This window comes from Rhizobium sp. NZLR1 (assembly GCF_017357385.1).
GTDB lineage: Bacteria > Pseudomonadota > Alphaproteobacteria > Rhizobiales > Rhizobiaceae > Rhizobium.
In genome coordinates, this window is record NZ_CP071632.1 from 2,715,278 (window position 1) to 2,731,949 (window position 16,672).

16 protein-coding genes and 1 pseudogene are annotated in these 16,672 nt (G+C 63.2%); 13 read left to right on the forward strand and 4 right to left on the reverse strand.

All coding sequences use genetic code 11. The annotated features are described in order from the left end of the window. Positions 1-40 precede the first annotated feature (40 nt). On the reverse strand, positions 41-1,486 hold the full coding sequence (locus J3O30_RS13565) for an MFS transporter (protein ID WP_207580834.1): 1,446 nt from the start codon (positions 1,484-1,486) through the stop codon (positions 41-43). A gap of 541 nt (positions 1,487-2,027) precedes the next feature. Between J3O30_RS13565 and J3O30_RS13570 the strand changes: the two genes are divergently transcribed. The 13 genes from J3O30_RS13570 (at position 2,028) to J3O30_RS13630 (ending at position 13,861) form a co-directional block, all read left to right on the forward strand. Further along, complete coding sequence (locus J3O30_RS13570; RefSeq protein ID WP_207580835.1) at positions 2,028-3,353, forward strand: ABC transporter substrate-binding protein; 1,326 nt, start codon at positions 2,028-2,030, stop codon at positions 3,351-3,353. A 134-nt stretch (positions 3,354-3,487) separates the two neighbouring features. Continuing rightward, positions 3,488-4,456: a sugar ABC transporter permease gene (locus J3O30_RS13575; protein ID WP_007629705.1), complete on the forward strand. Its 969-nt coding sequence runs from the start codon at positions 3,488-3,490 to the stop codon at positions 4,454-4,456. Further along, entirely contained in the window at positions 4,453-5,406 is a 954-nt protein-coding gene (locus tag J3O30_RS13580) for a carbohydrate ABC transporter permease (protein ID WP_207580836.1), read from the forward strand. The genes J3O30_RS13575 and J3O30_RS13580 overlap by 4 nt, the downstream gene beginning before the upstream one ends. Further along, positions 5,403-5,615, forward strand: coding sequence for a hypothetical protein (locus J3O30_RS13585; protein WP_162117324.1), 213 nt, complete (start codon positions 5,403-5,405; stop codon positions 5,613-5,615). The genes J3O30_RS13580 and J3O30_RS13585 overlap by 4 nt, the downstream gene beginning before the upstream one ends. Positions 5,616-5,618: 3 nt before the next feature. Beyond that, on the forward strand, positions 5,619-6,716 hold the full coding sequence (locus J3O30_RS13590) for an ABC transporter ATP-binding protein (protein WP_207580837.1): 1,098 nt from the start codon (positions 5,619-5,621) through the stop codon (positions 6,714-6,716). Next, positions 6,709-7,737 carry an ABC transporter ATP-binding protein gene (locus J3O30_RS13595; protein ID WP_207580838.1) on the forward strand — a complete coding sequence of 343 codons (1,029 nt, stop codon included), beginning with the start codon at positions 6,709-6,711 and terminating at the stop codon, positions 7,735-7,737. Before J3O30_RS13590 ends, J3O30_RS13595 begins: the two co-directional genes overlap by 8 nt. A 53-nt stretch (positions 7,738-7,790) precedes the next feature. Further along, the gene (locus J3O30_RS13600; protein ID WP_207580839.1) at positions 7,791-9,431 is read left to right on the forward strand and encodes a dihydroxyacetone kinase subunit DhaK; all 1,641 of its coding nucleotides are present in this window, start codon (positions 7,791-7,793) and stop codon (positions 9,429-9,431) included. A gap of 47 nt (positions 9,432-9,478) precedes the next feature. Continuing rightward, positions 9,479-10,099: a dihydroxyacetone kinase subunit DhaL gene (gene dhaL / locus J3O30_RS13605; RefSeq protein ID WP_207580840.1), complete on the forward strand. Its 621-nt coding sequence runs from the start codon at positions 9,479-9,481 to the stop codon at positions 10,097-10,099. Further along, the gene (gene dhaM, locus J3O30_RS13610) at positions 10,096-10,494 is read left to right on the forward strand and encodes a dihydroxyacetone kinase phosphoryl donor subunit DhaM (RefSeq protein WP_207580841.1); all 399 of its coding nucleotides are present in this window, start codon (positions 10,096-10,098) and stop codon (positions 10,492-10,494) included. The genes dhaL and dhaM overlap by 4 nt, the downstream gene beginning before the upstream one ends. Next, positions 10,494-10,850, forward strand: a complete 357-nt coding sequence (locus tag J3O30_RS13615; RefSeq protein ID WP_207580842.1) for an HPr family phosphocarrier protein — start codon at positions 10,494-10,496, stop codon at positions 10,848-10,850. The genes dhaM and J3O30_RS13615 overlap by 1 nt, the downstream gene beginning before the upstream one ends. Next, the gene (locus J3O30_RS13620; protein ID WP_207580843.1) at positions 10,834-12,411 is read left to right on the forward strand and encodes a putative PEP-binding protein; all 1,578 of its coding nucleotides are present in this window, start codon (positions 10,834-10,836) and stop codon (positions 12,409-12,411) included. Before J3O30_RS13615 ends, J3O30_RS13620 begins: the two co-directional genes overlap by 17 nt. A 1-nt stretch (position 12,412) precedes the next feature. Beyond that, the gene (locus tag J3O30_RS13625) at positions 12,413-12,820 is read left to right on the forward strand and encodes a hypothetical protein (protein WP_207580844.1); all 408 of its coding nucleotides are present in this window, start codon (positions 12,413-12,415) and stop codon (positions 12,818-12,820) included. Positions 12,821-12,868: 48 nt separating this feature from the next. Then, positions 12,869-13,861, forward strand: coding sequence for a dihydroxyacetone kinase subunit DhaK (locus J3O30_RS13630; RefSeq protein WP_207580845.1), 993 nt, complete (start codon positions 12,869-12,871; stop codon positions 13,859-13,861). A 16-nt stretch (positions 13,862-13,877) separates the two neighbouring features. Here J3O30_RS13630 and J3O30_RS13635 read toward each other — a convergent pair whose 3' ends face one another. The 3 genes and pseudogenes from J3O30_RS13635 to J3O30_RS13645 form a co-directional block, all read right to left on the reverse strand. Continuing rightward, positions 13,878-14,606, reverse strand: a complete 729-nt coding sequence (locus tag J3O30_RS13635) for an alpha/beta hydrolase-fold protein (RefSeq protein ID WP_207580846.1) — start codon at positions 14,604-14,606, stop codon at positions 13,878-13,880. Positions 14,607-14,610: 4 nt separating this feature from the next. Continuing rightward, positions 14,611-15,561: pseudogene (locus J3O30_RS13640) on the reverse strand (acetylxylan esterase); the annotation flags it as partial. A gap of 198 nt (positions 15,562-15,759) precedes the next feature. After that, positions 15,760-16,533, reverse strand: coding sequence for an alpha/beta hydrolase (locus J3O30_RS13645; RefSeq protein WP_207580847.1), 774 nt, complete (start codon positions 16,531-16,533; stop codon positions 15,760-15,762). Positions 16,534-16,672 lie beyond the last annotated feature (139 nt).

Below are 16,672 nucleotides of genomic sequence, written 5' to 3' on the forward strand. Positions count from 1 at the left end.
GCGCGGAACGGGACTGGGGCCGATTGTTTCACAGTGGAGGCTAATTTTTCAGGAATTTCCGGTGTCCGGATACTTCAGCTCCCGCCTCCGCCGGCAATTGCAGGAAACGCAGCACCGAGACCATGCCGATCGCGCCAACCACGACGAAAGCCCAGCGGAAATCGGCAAGAACGGGATTGTCGGCGCCTCTCAGAGCCGCGGCGATATTGAGGACGGCCGCCGCCACCGCCACGCCGAGCAGCATCGATACCTGCTGCAGCATGCTCGACAGCGTCGAGGCCGAACTTCGTTGCGCCGGGCCGATATCGGCGAAGGCGAGCGTGTTCAGCGCGGTGAATTCCATCGACCGCGACAGGCCGGCGAGGAAAAGCAGCGCATAGGTGAAAAACTGTGGCGTTTCCGGCGAGAGGAAACCGCAGGCGGCGATCGAAAGTGCCGCGATCAGCCCGTTGAACACAAGCACGAAGCGGAAGCCGAAGAAGCGCAGGAGCGGCGTCGTCACCGTCTTCATGCCGAGATTGCCGAGGAAATAGACGAGCAGATAGGCGCCGGCGGCAATCGAACTCAGCCCGAAACCGAGCTGGAACAACAGAGGCAGCAGGAACGGTGTCGCATTGATCGCCACCCTGCAGGCCGTGCCTGCCGACAGCGTCGACATCGAGAACGTCTGGATGCGGAAGGCCGAAAGCTCGAGCAGCGGATTATCGACGGTGAGGAAATGCCGTGTCGCCATGACAGACAGCACGACGCCCGCCGCCAGCATTGATATGACCGGCAAAAGCCCACCTTCCCATTTGATCGAAAGCTCCAGGGCGGCGAGAAGAAAAGTCAGCCCTGCCGCGCTCAGGATGAAGCCGACAAAATCCAGCCGGCCGGGATTGGCCTCGCGCTGCTCCGGCACGAAGCGCAGCACCAGTGCCATGCCGAGAATGCCGATCGGGATGTTGATGAGGAAGTTCCAGTGCCAGCTGGCATAGGTGGTGATGAAGCCGCCGAGCACCGGGCCGATCACCGGCGCCGTCAGCGCCGGCCAGGTGATCAACGCGATCGCCTGGACGAGTTCGGACTTGCGGGCGTTTTTCAGCACGATGATGCGCCCGACAGGCGTCATCAGTGCGCTGCCCGCCCCCTGGACGGCGCGCCACAGCACAAATTCCGCCAGGCTGCCGGACAGCCCGCAGAACAGCGAGGCGGCGGTAAAGACGGCGATCGACATCAGGAAGATACGGCGCGCACCGAACCTGTCGCCGAGCCAGCCCGACAAAGGAATGAAGGCTGCCATCGTCAGCATGTAGACGGTGATGCCGATGCTCATCGACACCGGCTGTACATTAAAGCTTGCCGCCATCTGCGGCAGCGAGGTGGCGACGATCGTGCCGTCGAGGATCTGCATGAAGAAGGAAACGGCAACAACCAGCGCCACGATCTTCGCCTGGCGGCCGCTTGCCGCCTCTTGCCGATTCTCGCTCGTCTCTGCCGTGGTCATCGATCTGCCAATGAAAAGTCTGGATGCCGCGGCAGGAAAACGGGAAGGAAGCCGATCGGAGATCTGCCGCGCGGGAGAACGCGGAAACACGCCGCGCACTGGCTGCATACGCTCGTTGCGCACGGCCGGAAAGGCTAAATCTCGCACTGCTCGGGAATATTCCCGACGCGGCGGGCGGCGCGACCTTAAGAAAAAGGCCCCGCCGGAGCGAGGCCAAGTTTGAACCGCTCCCGGGAAAACAGGAGCGGCGTCGAGGTCCATATCCTGCGGCCAATCTCGCCGCGAGGTCAGATTTCCCCGTATCGGTACGCTCGCGAACGAAATTTCCAAGAAGCGCTGAGATTGGTCCCGCAAACTCCCCGCCCGCTTGGCGAGCCACCTGTGCAGTGCAGCAACGATTGCCGCTTGCAATGTTTATATAAATTGCTATTACTAAACACATTGCTAAACATGATGATTGAGGAGTTCATGTGAGCATTCTCTGAAATGGGTGAACATGCGACGCCGGCGGGGAGCCGGCCCTTGGTTCTGGGAGGAACTTATGCAGAAAACATCGAAAGCCCTTTTGGGGCTCGCCACGGCATTCGTCATGTCGTCGGCATTGCCCAATCTCGCCAAAGCCGATGAACTGACGCTCTGCTGGGCCGCATGGGATCCCGCCAACGCGCTCGTCGAGCTGTCGAAGGATTTCACCGCCAAGACTGGCACGCAGATGAAATTCGAATTCGTTCCCTGGACGAGTTACGCCGACCGCTTCCTCAACGAGCTGAATTCCCATGGCAAGCTCTGCGATCTCATCATCGGTGACAGCCAGTGGATCGGCGGCTCGGCCGAAAACGGCCACTACGTCAAGCTCAACGACTTCTTCGACAAGGAAGGCATCAAGATGGATGACTTCGTGCCGGCGACGGTCGTCGGCTACTCGGAATGGCCGAAGAACACGCCGAACTATTGGGCGCTGCCGGCCATGGGCGATGTCGTCGGCTGGACCTACCGCAAGGACTGGTTCGAGAAACCGGAACTGCAGAAGGAGTTCAAGGGAAAATATGGCCGGGATCTGGCCGCCCCCAAGACCTATGATGAGCTGAAGCAGATCGCCGAATTCTTCCAGAAGCGCGAGATCGACGGCAAGACCGTCTACGGCGCCTCGATCTATACAGAGCGCGGCTCTGAAGGCATCACCATGGGCGTTACCAACGTCCTCTACGACTGGGGTTTCCAGTACGAGAACCCGAAGAAGCCCTACGACATGGAAGGCTTCGTCAACTCGGCCGATGCGGTGAAGGGACTGGAATTCTACAAGTCCCTTTATGATTGCTGCACACCGCCCGGCAGCTCGAACGTCTACATGGTCGAATCCGCCGATGCCTTCAAATCCGGCCAGGTTGCCATGCAGATGAACTTCGCCTTCACCTGGCCCGGTCTTTACAAGGACGAGAAGGTCGGCGGCGACAAGATCGGCTTCTTCCCCAATCCGGCTGAAAAGGCGCATTTCGCCCAGCTCGGCGGACAGGGCATTTCGGTCGTCTCCTATTCCGACAAGAAGGACGCAGCACTTCAATACATCAAGTGGTTCGCCCAGCCTGACGTTCAGGCCAAGTGGTGGGAACTCGGCGGTTATTCCTGCCTGAATTCCGTCGTCAATGCGCCAGGCTTTGCCAAGAGCCAGCCCTACGCCCAGGCCTTCCTGGACTCCATGGCGATCGTCAAGGATTTCTGGGCCGAACCAAGCTATGCCACCCTCCTGCAGGACATGCAGAAACGCGTCCATAACTACGTCGTTGCCGGCAACGGCACAGCCAAGGAAGCGCTCGACGGTCTGGTGAAGGACTGGGAAGAAGTCTTCAAGGACGACGGCAAGATCTAGTGTCCGACCACAGGACAGGCGGCACCCCTCTGCGCGCCATCCTTACCTGGATGGCGGCCCGGATCGGCAGACGAGCCGGGCCGCCAGATCTCCCATATCCCAAAAGACCCACATCCCAAAGATCGGGTGAAAACTTGACCATTTCCCATTCCTCCATAGTCGAGAATGCAGTCGATGCGACAGCAAGGGCAACGCCGGTCTCGGTCGCCCGGCGCGTCCGCGGCCTCTCCGACAGGGCGATCGCCTGGCTGTTTATCGCTCCGGCGATCATCCTGCTGCTGGCGATCAACATCTTCCCGCTGATCTGGGCAATCTATCTCTCCTTCACCAATTACCGCGCCAACCGGCCGAATGCGCCGGTTCAGGGCGTCGGCCTTGGAAATTACCAGCGCGTTCTGAACGACCCCGATATCTGGCAGGCGATGCAGACCACCGCGCATTTCGTCTTCTGGACCATCCTCCTGCAGACGGTGATCGGCTTCAGCCTTGCCTATCTGATCGACCGCAAGTTTCGCGGCCATGCCTTCTGGACAACGATCATCCTGATCCCAATGATGCTGTCGCCCGCCGTCGTCGGCAATTTCTGGCGCTTCCTCTACGAGCCGCAAATCGGCCTCTTCGCCTATGCGGTGTCGCTGGTATCAGGCATTCCAACCTCCGATATCCAGATGCTCGGCAATGTCACTCTGGCGCCCTGGGCGATTATCATCGTCGATACCTGGATGTGGACGCCTTATGTGATGCTGATCTGCCTCGCCGGCCTGCGCTCGATCCCCGACTATATCTACGAAGCGGCCGAGGTCGACCGCGCCTCGCCGTGGCGCCAGTTCTGGTCGATCACCGTGCCGATGGCCCTGCCCTTCATCATGCTCGCCGTGCTCTTCCGTGGCATCGAGAATTTCAAGATGTTCGACATGGTGACGCTGCTCACCGGCGGCGGGCCGGGCTCCGTCACCGAGGTTGCCTCGATCACGCTGAAGCGCGTCGCCTTCGAAAGCTGGGCGACCGGCCGGGCCTCGGCTTTCGCCATCGTCCTCTTCGTCGCGGTGTTCGGCCTCGCCAACATCTATGTCAAGGCATTGAACAGGGTGAAGCAACGATGACCGCCGCCAACTCAGCCCATTCGGTCGTCGAACCGAACCGTTCCAGCAAGCGCATCGCCGGCACGATCGTCATCCTCTATGCGCTGATCACCCTCATCCCGCTCGTCTGGATCTTCCTGACCAGCATCAAATCGCCGCCGGATTCGATCAGTTATCCGCCGAAGATCGTCTTCACGCCGTCGCTCGAAGGTTATTGCAACCTGTTCACCACGCGTACGCGGCAGACTCCCGACTATATCGCCTCGCTGCCGGCGCCGGCCGGCACCTGCGAGGAGGTGACGCGCAAGCGCAACATGGTGATCGCCGGCCCGTCGAATTTCCTGCCGCGTTTCATCAATTCGCTGGTAATCGCCTTCGGCTCCACCTTCCTCGCGGTCTTCCTCGGCACGCTCGCCGCCTATGGCTTCTCGCGCTTCAAGGTGCCGCTTGCCGATGACCTGCTGTTCTTCATCCTGTCGACGCGCATGATGCCGCCGATTGCCGTCGCCATCCCGATCTACCTGATGTATCGCGAGCTCGGTCTGTCGGACACGGCCGTGGGCATGATCCTGCTCTACACCGCCGTCAACGTCTCGCTCGCCGTCTGGCTGCTCAAGGGTTTCATCGACGAAATCCCGCGCGAATACGAGGAAGCGGCGATGATCGACGGCTATACGAGGCTGCAGGCCTTCCGCAAGGTGGTGCTGCCGCAGGCCACAACCGGTATCGCCGCCACCGCGATCTTCTGCCTGATCTTCGCCTGGAACGAATATGCCTTCGCCGCCCTTCTGACCTCGGGCGAGGCGCAGACCGCGCCGCCCTTCATCCCGACGATCATCGGCGAAGGCGGGCAGGACTGGCCGGCTGTTGCCGCCGGCACGACGATCTTCCTGATCCCGATCCTCGTCTTCACGATTCTCCTGCGCAAGCAGCTGCTGCGCGGCATCACCTTCGGAGCCGTCCGCAAATGACCCACCTGATCGAAACACGCACCCCTGCCCGCCCAAAACGGCCGTTCTTCCTGCGCCGCGGCCCGATGGAGACCATCGCAACCGTTCTGATCGGGCTCGGCTTCCTAATGCTGTTCCAACCCTTCCTACTGGTGCTCTACACCTATTCGCTGGTCACCCTGCTTGCAGGCACGGTGATGTTCATCATCGTCTCAAAATTCCCGGAGTGAACCATGGCGGACATCCGGATCGAAAATCTCCGCAAGGAGTTCGGCAGCTTCGTCGCCGTGCAGGATTCGAGCTTCACTGTTCATGACGGCGAGTTCCTGGCGCTGCTCGGGCCTTCCGGCTGCGGCAAGACGACGACGCTTCGCATGATCGCCGGTCTCGAGCTGCCGAGCAGCGGCAAGATCTATCTCGACGGCGAGGATGTTACGTTCAACCGCGCCAGCGCCCGCGACATCGCCTTCGTCTTCCAACTCTTCGCACTCTACCCGCATATGAACGTGCGCAGGAATATCGGCTTCCCTTTGCTGTCGCAGGGCATGGCCAAGGCCGAAATCCGTCAGCGTGTCGAAGAGACCGCTCGGCTGCTGCAGATCGATCATATTCTCAACCGCTCGGTATCGGGCCTGGCCGGCGGCGACCGGCAGCGCGTGGCGCTCGGCCGTGCCATCGTCCGGCGCCCGAAATGCTTCCTGATGGACGAGCCGCTCGGCACGCTCGACGCCGAGTTCCGCGAGATCATGGTCCACGAGCTGCGTGAACTGCACAACCGAATCCACGCGACCACCGTCTACGTCACCCACGACCAGCACGAGGCGATGGCGATGGCCGACAAGATCGCCGTCATGAACCATGGCGTCATCGAGCAGTTCGGCACGCCGCAGGAGATCTATGCCAAGCCCGCAACCATGTATGTCGCCGATTTCATCGGTTCGCCGCCGATGAACTTCATGCGCTTCACCTCGGGCCTGAAAAGCGGCGACCGCTCCATCCTGCTCGACGGCGCCGATGTCGCCGTTCCCGAGATCCGAGAGGACATGGCCGAAAGCGAGCTGGCGCTCGGCGTGCGGCCGGAACATATCCGCTTCAGCGACGCCTCGGCGCTCCGCGGCGCCATCTACGGCAGCGAATATCTCGGCACCAATCAGGTCGTGGCTGTGGAAACCCCGGGCGGCCTGATCAAGGCCCGTGTTCCCGCCAATCGCAGCTTCCGGATCGGCGAAACCGTCGGCCTCGAATTCAACCCGGAAAAACTCGCGCTCTTCGACTGCACATCGGGCCGTGCGGTGGCATCCTCGCTCTATCAGGAGACCCGGCATGGCTGATGTCATCCTCAGGAACCTCGCCAAACGCTTCGGCGATACCCAGGCCTTGGCCGACCTCGATCTTTCGATCCGCGACGGCGAGTTCGTCGTGCTGCTCGGTCCCACAGGCGCCGGCAAGACCACGACGCTGCGGCTGATCGCCGGCCTTGAAAGGCCGGATGGCGGTCGCATCGAGATCGGAGGCCGCGATGTCGCCGCCGAAGCACCCGCCGAGCGCGACGTCGCCTTCGTCTTCCAGCAATATTCGCTCTATCCGCACATGACGGTTTACGAGAACCTTGCCTTCCCGCTGAAGGCGCCGGTCCGTAAGCTGAGTGCGGTGGAGATCGACCGTCGCGTCCGCGAGGTCGCGCGTATGGTCCGCATCGACCACAAGCTGGAGAACCGCTCGACCAGGCTTTCCGGCGGCGAGATGCAGCGTGTCGCGATCGGCCGCGCGTTGGTCCGCCGGCCGGCGATCTATCTGATGGACGAGCCGCTCTCCTCTCTCGACGCCAAACTGCGCGCCGAACTGCGCCTGGAGCTGAAGCGCATCCAGAAGGAACTGGGCTCGACGCTGCTCTATGTCACCCACGACCAGGTGGAAGCGATGACCATGGCCGACCGCATCGGCATCGTCGCCGAGGGGCGGCTGATGCAGGTCGGAACGCCGCGCGAGATCTACGGCAATCCCGCCAACCTGCATGTCGCCGCCCGTCTCGGCCAGCCGCACATCAACCTTCTGCCGGCGGACCTGCTCCCGGGCGGCCAGCCGCCGGCCGGCACGAAGACGGTCGGCGCCCGCACCGAACATCTCGACATCATCGTCGGCAAGGAAGCCAATGCCGCCATCGACTGGATCGAGCATCTCGGCGACCAGAACCATCTGCACATCAGGGTTGCCGATCCCAAGCAGCCCGCGCGGGATCACAAGCTCGTGACACTTGCTGATCCATATCTGGCGATTGCGCCGGGTGACCGGATCAGCCTGACGCTGCGCGATCCGCTTTATTTCGATGCGGCTGGACAGCGCCTGTCCTGACCGGCAAACAGACGTGACGATGGCATGAAAAACAAACAGACGGGTCTCGATCGATGAAACACTTCTTCAACCGCAGAGAAAGCATCGTTACCGAAGCTCTGGACGGTCTGCTCCTGACGAGCGGCAGCGGTCGTCTCGCCCGCCTCGACAGCTTTCCCGACATCAAAGTGATTCTGCGCGCGGATTGGGACAAGTCGAAGGTGGCGATCATCTCGGGCGGCGGCGCAGGCCATGAGCCCTCCCATGCCGGCTTCGTCGGCAAGGGCATGCTGACGGCGGCCGTATCCGGCGAAATCTTCGCCTCGCCGAGCGTCGATGCCGTGCTGACGGCGATCCGCGCCGTGACCGGCCCGAAGGGCGCGCTGCTGATCGTCAAAAACTACACCGGCGACCGCCTGAATTTCGGCCTCGCCGCCGAAAAAGCGCGCGCCGAAGGCTTCGACGTCGAGATGGTCATCGTCGCCGACGATATCGCCATCCCCGACATCAACCAGCCGCGCGGCGTCGCCGGCACGCTGTTCGTCCACAAGATCGCAAGCTATCACGCCGAAAGGGGCGACGACCTGAAGACCGTCGCGGCCCATGCCGCCTCAGCAGCGGGCGACATCGTCTCGCTTGGCATGTCACTCTCCACTTGCAGCGTGCCCGGCCAGGCGCATGAGGATCGTCTCGGTGCCGACGAGGGCGAACTCGGCCTCGGCATCCATGGCGAGCCGGGCGTCGAGCGCATCACGCTGCAGCCGGTTGCCGATATTGTCGCGACCATGGTGGCGCGCCTGTCACCGACATTGCGCGAAGGAGCAAGCCACGCCCTCCTCATCAACAATCTCGGCGCCGTGCCGCCGCTCGAAATGGCGGTCATTGCCAATGCCGTGCTCTCCTCGCCGCTTGGCCGCCGCGTCCGGCTGATCATCGGGCCGGCGCCGATGATGACCGCGCTCAATATGAACGGTTTCTCGCTGTCGCTGATCCGGCTGGATGCCGCTCGCGAGGCGGCGCTGACGGTGGCGGTCGAACCGCATGCCTGGATGCCTGCCGTCGAACGCCACGAGATCAACGTCATCGCCGCACCGAGGGCGGCGGCCGGCATGAATGGCGCGGCCGCAGCCGGGGAAAACACGCGCAACCGTCGCCTGATCACGGCGCTCTGCGAGCATCTGATCTCGCAGGAAAGCGAACTCAACAGGCTGGACGGCCGCGTCGGCGACGGCGATACCGGCTCGACAGTGGCGACAGGCGCCCGCAGCGTGCTTGCCCGCCTCGACACGCTGCCGCTCGACCGGCCGGCGGCAACGCTCGCCTCGCTCGGCGATATCCTCGGCACCAGCATGGGCGGGTCGAGCGGCGTGCTGCTGTCGATCTTCTTCACCGCGGCGGCAAAAGCGATGGCTGACAAAGCCGACATCGCCGCTGCCCTTCTTGCCGGGCTCGATAGGATGACGTTCTATGGCGGCGCCGGAGTCGGCGACCGGACGATGGTCGATGCCTTGGCACCCGCCTTGAAGGCCTTTGCATCCGGCGATATCGCCGCCGCAGCGAGGGCTGCGGCAGCCGGTGCCGAGTCGACGAAGACGATGATGAAGGCAAGAGCCGGACGCGCCACCTATGTCGGCGAAAGGGATCTGGCGGGCGTCGCCGATCCCGGCGCCGTCGCGGTTGCCGGCGCGTTCGGGGTGGTGGCAAGCCTCGTCTGACCGGAGTAAAGTTTGAGAGCCGCGTGGCAGGCGCGGCGACAGGGAGGATGGCAGTGCAGGCGGAACCGGTGCTAGTTGCGGGATTGATCGAGGTGTGCCGCGCGGCAATCGCGGAAAACAGCGATCACCTCTGCGCGCTTGATCGGGCCATCGGCGATGGCGACCACGGAACCAATATGCGGCGCGGCTGCGAAGCGGTGAGCGCCGAAGGCGAAAGCCTGTCCAGCCTGCCCTTCCCCGACGCAGTGGAAAAGATCGGCCTGACGCTGGTGATGAATGTCGGCGGTGCCGCCGGGCCGCTCTACGGCACGCTGCTGATGGAGATCGGCCGTGAGCTTCGCAAAAGCGAGGCGAAGGCCGATTTTTCGCTGGTGCTGAAGCAGGCGATCGACGCGGTGGCAAGGCGCGGACGGGCGCATGCCGGCGACAAGACATTGCTCGACGTGCTCTATCCCGTGCATGCGGCACTCGCCCGCCGCTCACCGCTCGGCACGATCGCCCGCAAGGCCGAACGTTCCGCCAGCCGCACGGCTGATATGAAGGCGATGCGCGGGCGCGCGGCCTATCTCGGCGACCGTTCGATCGGCCACGTCGATCCCGGCGCCTCGAGCTGCGCACTATTGACCACGGCGATCTGCCGTTATCTCGGGGAGCACCGTCCGGAATGAATGGAAAGACCGCAAATGTGGGCATCGTGATCGTCTCCCATTCGCCGCTTGTGGCACGGGGCATCGCCGACATGGTGCGGCAGATGGTCGGCGACTGCGTGCCGCTCTCCTGGTCGGGCGGCAACGTCCATGGCGAGCTCGGCACCGATGCCGGCGGCATCCTCAGAGCGATCGAGGCCGCCTGGTCCGATGCCGGGGTTGCCGTCTTCGTCGATCTCGGCGGTGCCGAAACCAACAGCGAGATGGCGATCGAAATGCTGGGCCTTCCCCGCTCGGCCCTCGTCTCCATCTGCAACGCCCCGCTGGTCGAGGGCGCCGTCATCGCCGCCGCCGAGGCGTCGGGGGGCGCGTCACTGGCCAAGGTGGTCGCCACAGCCGAGGAACTATCGCCCTGATGACGAGCGGATTGCGCATAGAGAAACAGGAGCCCGAGCGATTGCCCGAGCCATCTAAGGTGAATTGCCAGACGGAGGTCGAAGTCAAGCACGGTGTCGGGCTGCATGCCCGCCCCTCCGTCACCTTCACGCGGCTTGCCAAGTCCTTCCCTTGCTCGATCGAGGTCGCGGTCAACGGCAGCGATGTCTGGCTGAACGGCAAGAGCATCATCAAGATCATGGGCGCGAGAATCCGCAAGGGGTCGATCCTCAGGATCCGCGCCGACGGCATTCTTGCAGAAGAGGCGATCCGCGCCCTGAAGGGACTCATCGAGCGCAATTTCGATGAGGAAAAGAAACATGGCCGGACCGCTTAGACTGAAAGCGAAGAGCGCATCCCCGGGCATCGCATCCGGCCCGGCCTTTCTGGCCGAGCGGCCAGGCGCTCCCGCCGCGCCTCGGACCGCCGGCGGATACGCCGCGCTGGAAAAGGCGATCGACATCTCGATCGGCGAACTCGAGCGCCTTGCCGAGGGAGCCGACGCCGAAAGCCGCGATATCATCGATTTCCAGATCGAGGTGCTGCGCGATCCGACGATCGCGGAAGCGACCGGCGCCCGCATGGAAACCGACGCGAACGTCGTCTTTGCCTGGGTCGCCACCCTCGACGCCTATATCGGTGAACTCGAAGCGGCCGACGAGGAGCAGATGCGGGCGCGTGCCGTCGATATTCTCGACATCAAGAACCGCGTGCTCGGCGCGCTCGCCGGCACCCCGATCGCCGATTTCCCGTCCGGCTCCGTCTTTGTCGGCAAGGACATGGAGCCCAGCCGCTTTCTCGCCCATGACTGGTCGAACGGCGGCGGCATCGCGCTGTTTGCAGGCAGCACCGCCGGCCATGTCGCCCTGCTCGCCCGGGCGAAATCGGTGCCGATGGTGGTTGGCACGGGCCGCTTTTCGGCCGTGGACGGAGATCCTGTCAGCGTCGACGGAAACGCCGGTGCGGTCGTCCTGCAGGCGGGCAGCATGCTGATCCCGCCGCTCGCACCCGCACAAGCGCCTGCCGGCGACACACAAACCGCTGGCGGTGAGCTGCGCACGGCGGACGGCGTGCCGATCCTGCTCTCGATCAACATCAACGAGCCCGCCGAGATCGATGCGCTCGATCCGGCAACGGCGGGCGTCGGCCTGATGCGCTCGGAATTTTCAACTGCCTCGGTCGCCGATGCAGCCAACGAGGAGCGGCAGCTGGCAATCTATCGCCGCGTGCTGGAGCAGGCGGGCGAAAGGCCGGTGACGATCCGCATGCTCGATATCGGCGGCGACAAGCCGCTCGCTGGCCTCGAAGACCTGCCGGCTCTCGCCTCGGGCTTGCGCGGCATCCGACTGCTGCTTGCCCAGCCGGAAATCGCCCGCGTCCAGGCACGCGCCCTGCTGCGCGCCGCCGTCTTCGGTAGGCTTTCGGTGATGCTGCCGATGGTGACCTTTCCCGACGAAATCGACAGGATGCGCGAGATATTCCGCGAGGAGGCCGAAAAGCTCGGCCGCCGTTCCCTGCTCCACCGCATGCCGCCGATCGGCATGATGGTGGAGGTGCCGGCGGCGGCATTGATGCTCGACACCTTCGGATCTGCGGCATTCTTCTCGTTCGGAACCAACGATCTCACCCAATATCTTGCCGCCTCCGCCCGAGAGGACGTCGACGCCGATGCCGGCAAGGCAGCACCCGCCGTGCTCCGGCTGATTGCCGAGGCGGTGAAGCTTGCCGCTGGCAAGCCGGTCAGCATCTGCGGCGACATGGCCGGCGATCCCAGCTATCTGCCTGCACTGCTCGCTGCCGGCCTCCGGCATTTTTCCGTGGCGCCGGCCCGGCGTCCCGCGATAAGATCGGCGATCATCGGCCTCAATGCCGATGGCACAAGGGCAGCCGGAGAATAGAATGGCGCGCGAAGACACCGAAGACGCCATTATCGCCTACAAGTCCATTCTGGCGCAGATCATCGACAACAGGCCATCGGGCACGCGCCAGCGCCTGGCGACGGCGCTTGGAAAGCATCGCAGCTTCGTCACCCAGATCACCAGCCCGACCTATGCGACGCCGCTGCCGGCGCGCCATCTCGCGACGATCGTCCGCGTCTGCCACTTCAGCGCCACCGAACAGGAGCGCTTTCTCGAAGCCTATCAGGCCGCCCATCCCGGAAAGCTGCCGGATGTCGGCCACTCAGAGAAATTGCGGCACCTGTCGCTGATGGTGCCTGATTTCGGTGACGACAGGAAAAACCGTCTTCTTGAAGAGGCGATCTCCGATCTGGTGCAGAAGATCGTCGCAATATCGGACGCGGAATGACGAGTGAGCCGCTTGACGTAACGTAATGCTTTTGGCCTTGGGGGCTTGATGAAGAAGTTCATGAACACTGCGGAAACCATGGTCGCCGAAAGCGTCGAAGGCTTCGTGCGCGCCCATGAGGCCTTCGTGGTGTTCGGGGCCGAGCGCAGATGCATCCGCCGCCGCCATCTCACCCCTGGCAAGGTGGCGCTGATCTCCGGCGGCGGCGCCGGGCATGAACCGATGCATATCGGCTTCGTCGGCCACGGCATGCTGGATGCCGCCTGTGTCGGCCATATCTTCACCTCGCCGACGCCGAGCCAGATCATTGCCGCCATCGAAGAGGTCGATACCGGCGCCGGCTGCCTGCTCGTGGTCAAGAATTACGACGGCGACCTGATGAATTTCGAAATGGCCATCGAGATGGCAGGCGACCGCCATAACCTCGACATGGTCGTCGTCAGCGACGACATCGAGACGTCGAGAACCGGTGATGGCCGCGGCCGGCGCGGTGTTGCCGGCACGCTCATCGTCGAAAAGATCCTTGGTGCTGCGGCCGAACGCGGCATGTCGCTCGCCGAGTTGAAACAGCTTGGCGAGGGGATGAACACACGCATCCGCTCGATGGGTGTGGCGCTGAACGGCGTGACGGTGCCGCAGACCGAGCGCACGACGTTTACGCTCGGACCCGGCGAGATGGAAATGGGCGTCGGCATCCATGGCGAACCCGGCCATGCCCGGCAGCCCTTCGCTGCCTCCGACGCCATCATCGGCCATCTCTGCGAGACCATCTTTGGCGACATCTCAGTGACGCCGGACAGCAAAGCACTGCTGTTCGTCAATGGCCTCGGCGGCACGCCGCCTGCCGAACTCTACCTCGCCTATAATGGCGCCCGCCGTTTCATCGAGGAGAAAGCCATCCCGATCGAGCGCTCACTGGTCGGAACCTACGTCACCTCGCTCGACATGCAGGGACTATCGATCACCCTCGCCTTGCTGACCGACGAGGAGATCGCGCTCTGGGACGCGCCGGTGGCGACTGCAGCGCTGCATTGGCCATAAGGGTGTACCACAGACGTCAGATGTAAAGCGCCGCCATCTTCCGCCAGGCCCCGGCGCGGTGGGCGCGGCCGTCCCAGACATGCAACTGATGGCGAATATTCTTTTCGCCGAGCAGCCGGCTGAGATAGCGGTTGTTATCGAGGAAGGGATCGGCATCGCCGATGGTGAGAACGATGTCGCGCTCACGTAGCCTGTCGAGCCGCCAGTCGGAGCCGAGGCCGGGCAGGAAATGCGTCGGCGTGTGGAAATAGACGCTGTCATCGTAATAGCCGTCGAACAGGTCGCTAAAGGATTCTACCTTCATCGTGAGGTCGTAGCGTCCGGAAAAGGCGACGAGCTTGCAGAAGAGATGCGGATGGCGAAAGAAGAGGCTCGCCGCCTGGAAGGCGCCGAGGCTGCATCCATGCACGATGGTGCAGTCATGCGGGTTCTTCGCCGCCATCAGCGGCAGCACCTCGTTGAGGATATAATCCTCCAGTGCGACATGTCGGCGGATACGCTCGGCCGGATGGCGGTCAGAGCCATAAAGGCTCTCGGCGGCCAGTCCCTCGATGCAATAGAGTTGGAGTTGGCCGGCCTGCAGTTTGTCGGCTAGGCTTCCGACCAGGCCAAGCTGCTCATATTCCAGGAAGGTCCCTTCCCGCGTCGGAAACACCAGCACCTTGGCGCCGGCATGGCCGAAAACCAGCATCTCCATGTCTCGATGCAGACGCTGACTGTACCAGCGCAGGTATTCGCGGTTCATGGCACCTGAAGAACTGTCCGATCTTGTCGCGGAGAACCGCCTCTTGCTCAGCACTTCCAGGGTAGTCGAAATGCCCGGCGTCCAGGATGAAGATTTCATTAAATTTCGGTATCGAATTGGCGACAGCGAACTGGCAGGGCGGCGCCACCGAAGGATCGAAAAGCGCCACTGCCGTCAGCATCGGCACCTCGATCCGCCGTGCTGCGGTCGCCGCATCGTAGAAGCTGAGCGTTTCGAGCACATTTCCATGCTCTGCCTGATATTCCTGCACCGATTGTGCGCTGCCGACGCTCGGCAGGTCGAGGCGCAGCGGCTGGTGCCCAAAACTCGGCAGCGCCAGATGGCCGCGATCGATGCGCTCGTCGTAGGCGATCGCTATTGCCCCGACGCCGCCGCCGAAGCTGATGCCGCTGTAGCCGATATTCCCCGAGAGCCAGGGATAGAGCGCGTCAAGCGTCGAGACGGCTAGCCAGATATCCTCGACGCAGCCGCCGATGATATAGGAGTCCAGCTTGTCGATATTGTACAGCACATGCCAGGACGGGTTTTCGGAAATCGGCGGATGGGCGCTGAGCGACAGCCCGCGGCAGCAGGGAAAGATCAATGCCGTTTCCTTGACCGGTAGGTCGAAATCCGGATGATCCCGCCCGCCGTAACCGTGCCCGACGACAAGGCCGCGCCGCACCTGCCCCTGACGCGGCAAGATGAGCCAACCGCCGATCCGGAACGCATCCGTGGAGACATAGACGAGATCGAGCACATGCCAATCTGGATGGGTGATCTCGCTGCGGGAAAGCACTGGCTGCGGATCGACCGTCAACGCCTTGCGATAACGCCCCTCCCAGAAATCGTCGAAACCATCAGGCGCTTTGGGCGGCTTGACCGCAAGAAGCTCTTCGAGCTGCATGCCGTAGGTCGGATCGAAGGAGAATGGGTGGGTTGTGGGGATACTCATCTGGACTTTGTCGCGTGAAAGCACCGGTCGCGCAAGACGATGTGACGGCTACTTTCCCACCCGCTCTCGCCAGCAGCGCTCATGCGCAGGCCAAAGGCCGGAGCCTCGAAGGGCGGGGGCGGGTGACGTGCACTACGACGGTGCATCCGCTATGCACAGAGTAACCGTCCCATAGACACCACCGCCCGGCGTCGGAAATTACTGCCCGGCCGCCTCCAGGATCAGCTGGGTGATCTCGTCGGGATGGGAAATCAGCGAGAGGTGGCTGGCCTTCACCTCGACCGTCTTTGCCCCCATGCGCTTGGCCATGAAACGTTCGAGATCGGGATTGATCGTCCGGTCTTCGGTCGAGACGGCATACCAACTCGGCTTCGAACGCCAGGCGGCCTGCGTAGTCTTGCCGGTCAGCAGCGCCTTCTGGAATGGCTGCTGCACGGCATAAAGTACTTTCGCCCTCGCCTCCGGCAGGTCCCCGGCGAAATCGCGAAGGAAGGCCGCTTCGTTCAAGCGTCCCTCGTCGCCGTCGAAGACGATGCCGGCCGAAGCCGGCGGCGTCGGGAAGGTCTTCGCAAGCGCGGTATAATCCTCACCCGCATCCGGCGCCCGCGCAGCGACATAGACGAGCGCCGAAACGTTGGGATGAACGCCAGCCTCGGTGACCATCATGCCGGAAAACGAATGCCCGACCAGAACCGTCGGGCCATCCTGCCGGTCGAGCACCCGCTTTACGGCGGCGACGGCGTCGGGCAACGTCGTCAGCGGGTTCTGTGCAGCCGTGGCGTTCAGTCCGGCAGCCTGCAGGCGCGCGATCACCTCGGTCCAACACGAGCCGTCGGCAAACAGCCCATGCACCAGCACGACATTGCGCGCCTTCACCGGAGCCGATGTCGCGGCCATGCCGCGGCTGGAGAGAAGAGTGGCGGCGGCGCCGGCAACGAGGGCGGCCGAGAAAGTCCGTCTGTTCATCATCATGATCCGGTTTCCTCACATGTTGAGACTGTCGAAGGGGCAAGAGCATGGGTTCGAGATCGGGGATCCGGACCCGGTGAAAATCGGTTAGTCGATAACACCGTGTCGGATCGCTCATCTGAGGCGCGAGGTCATCCGCCTC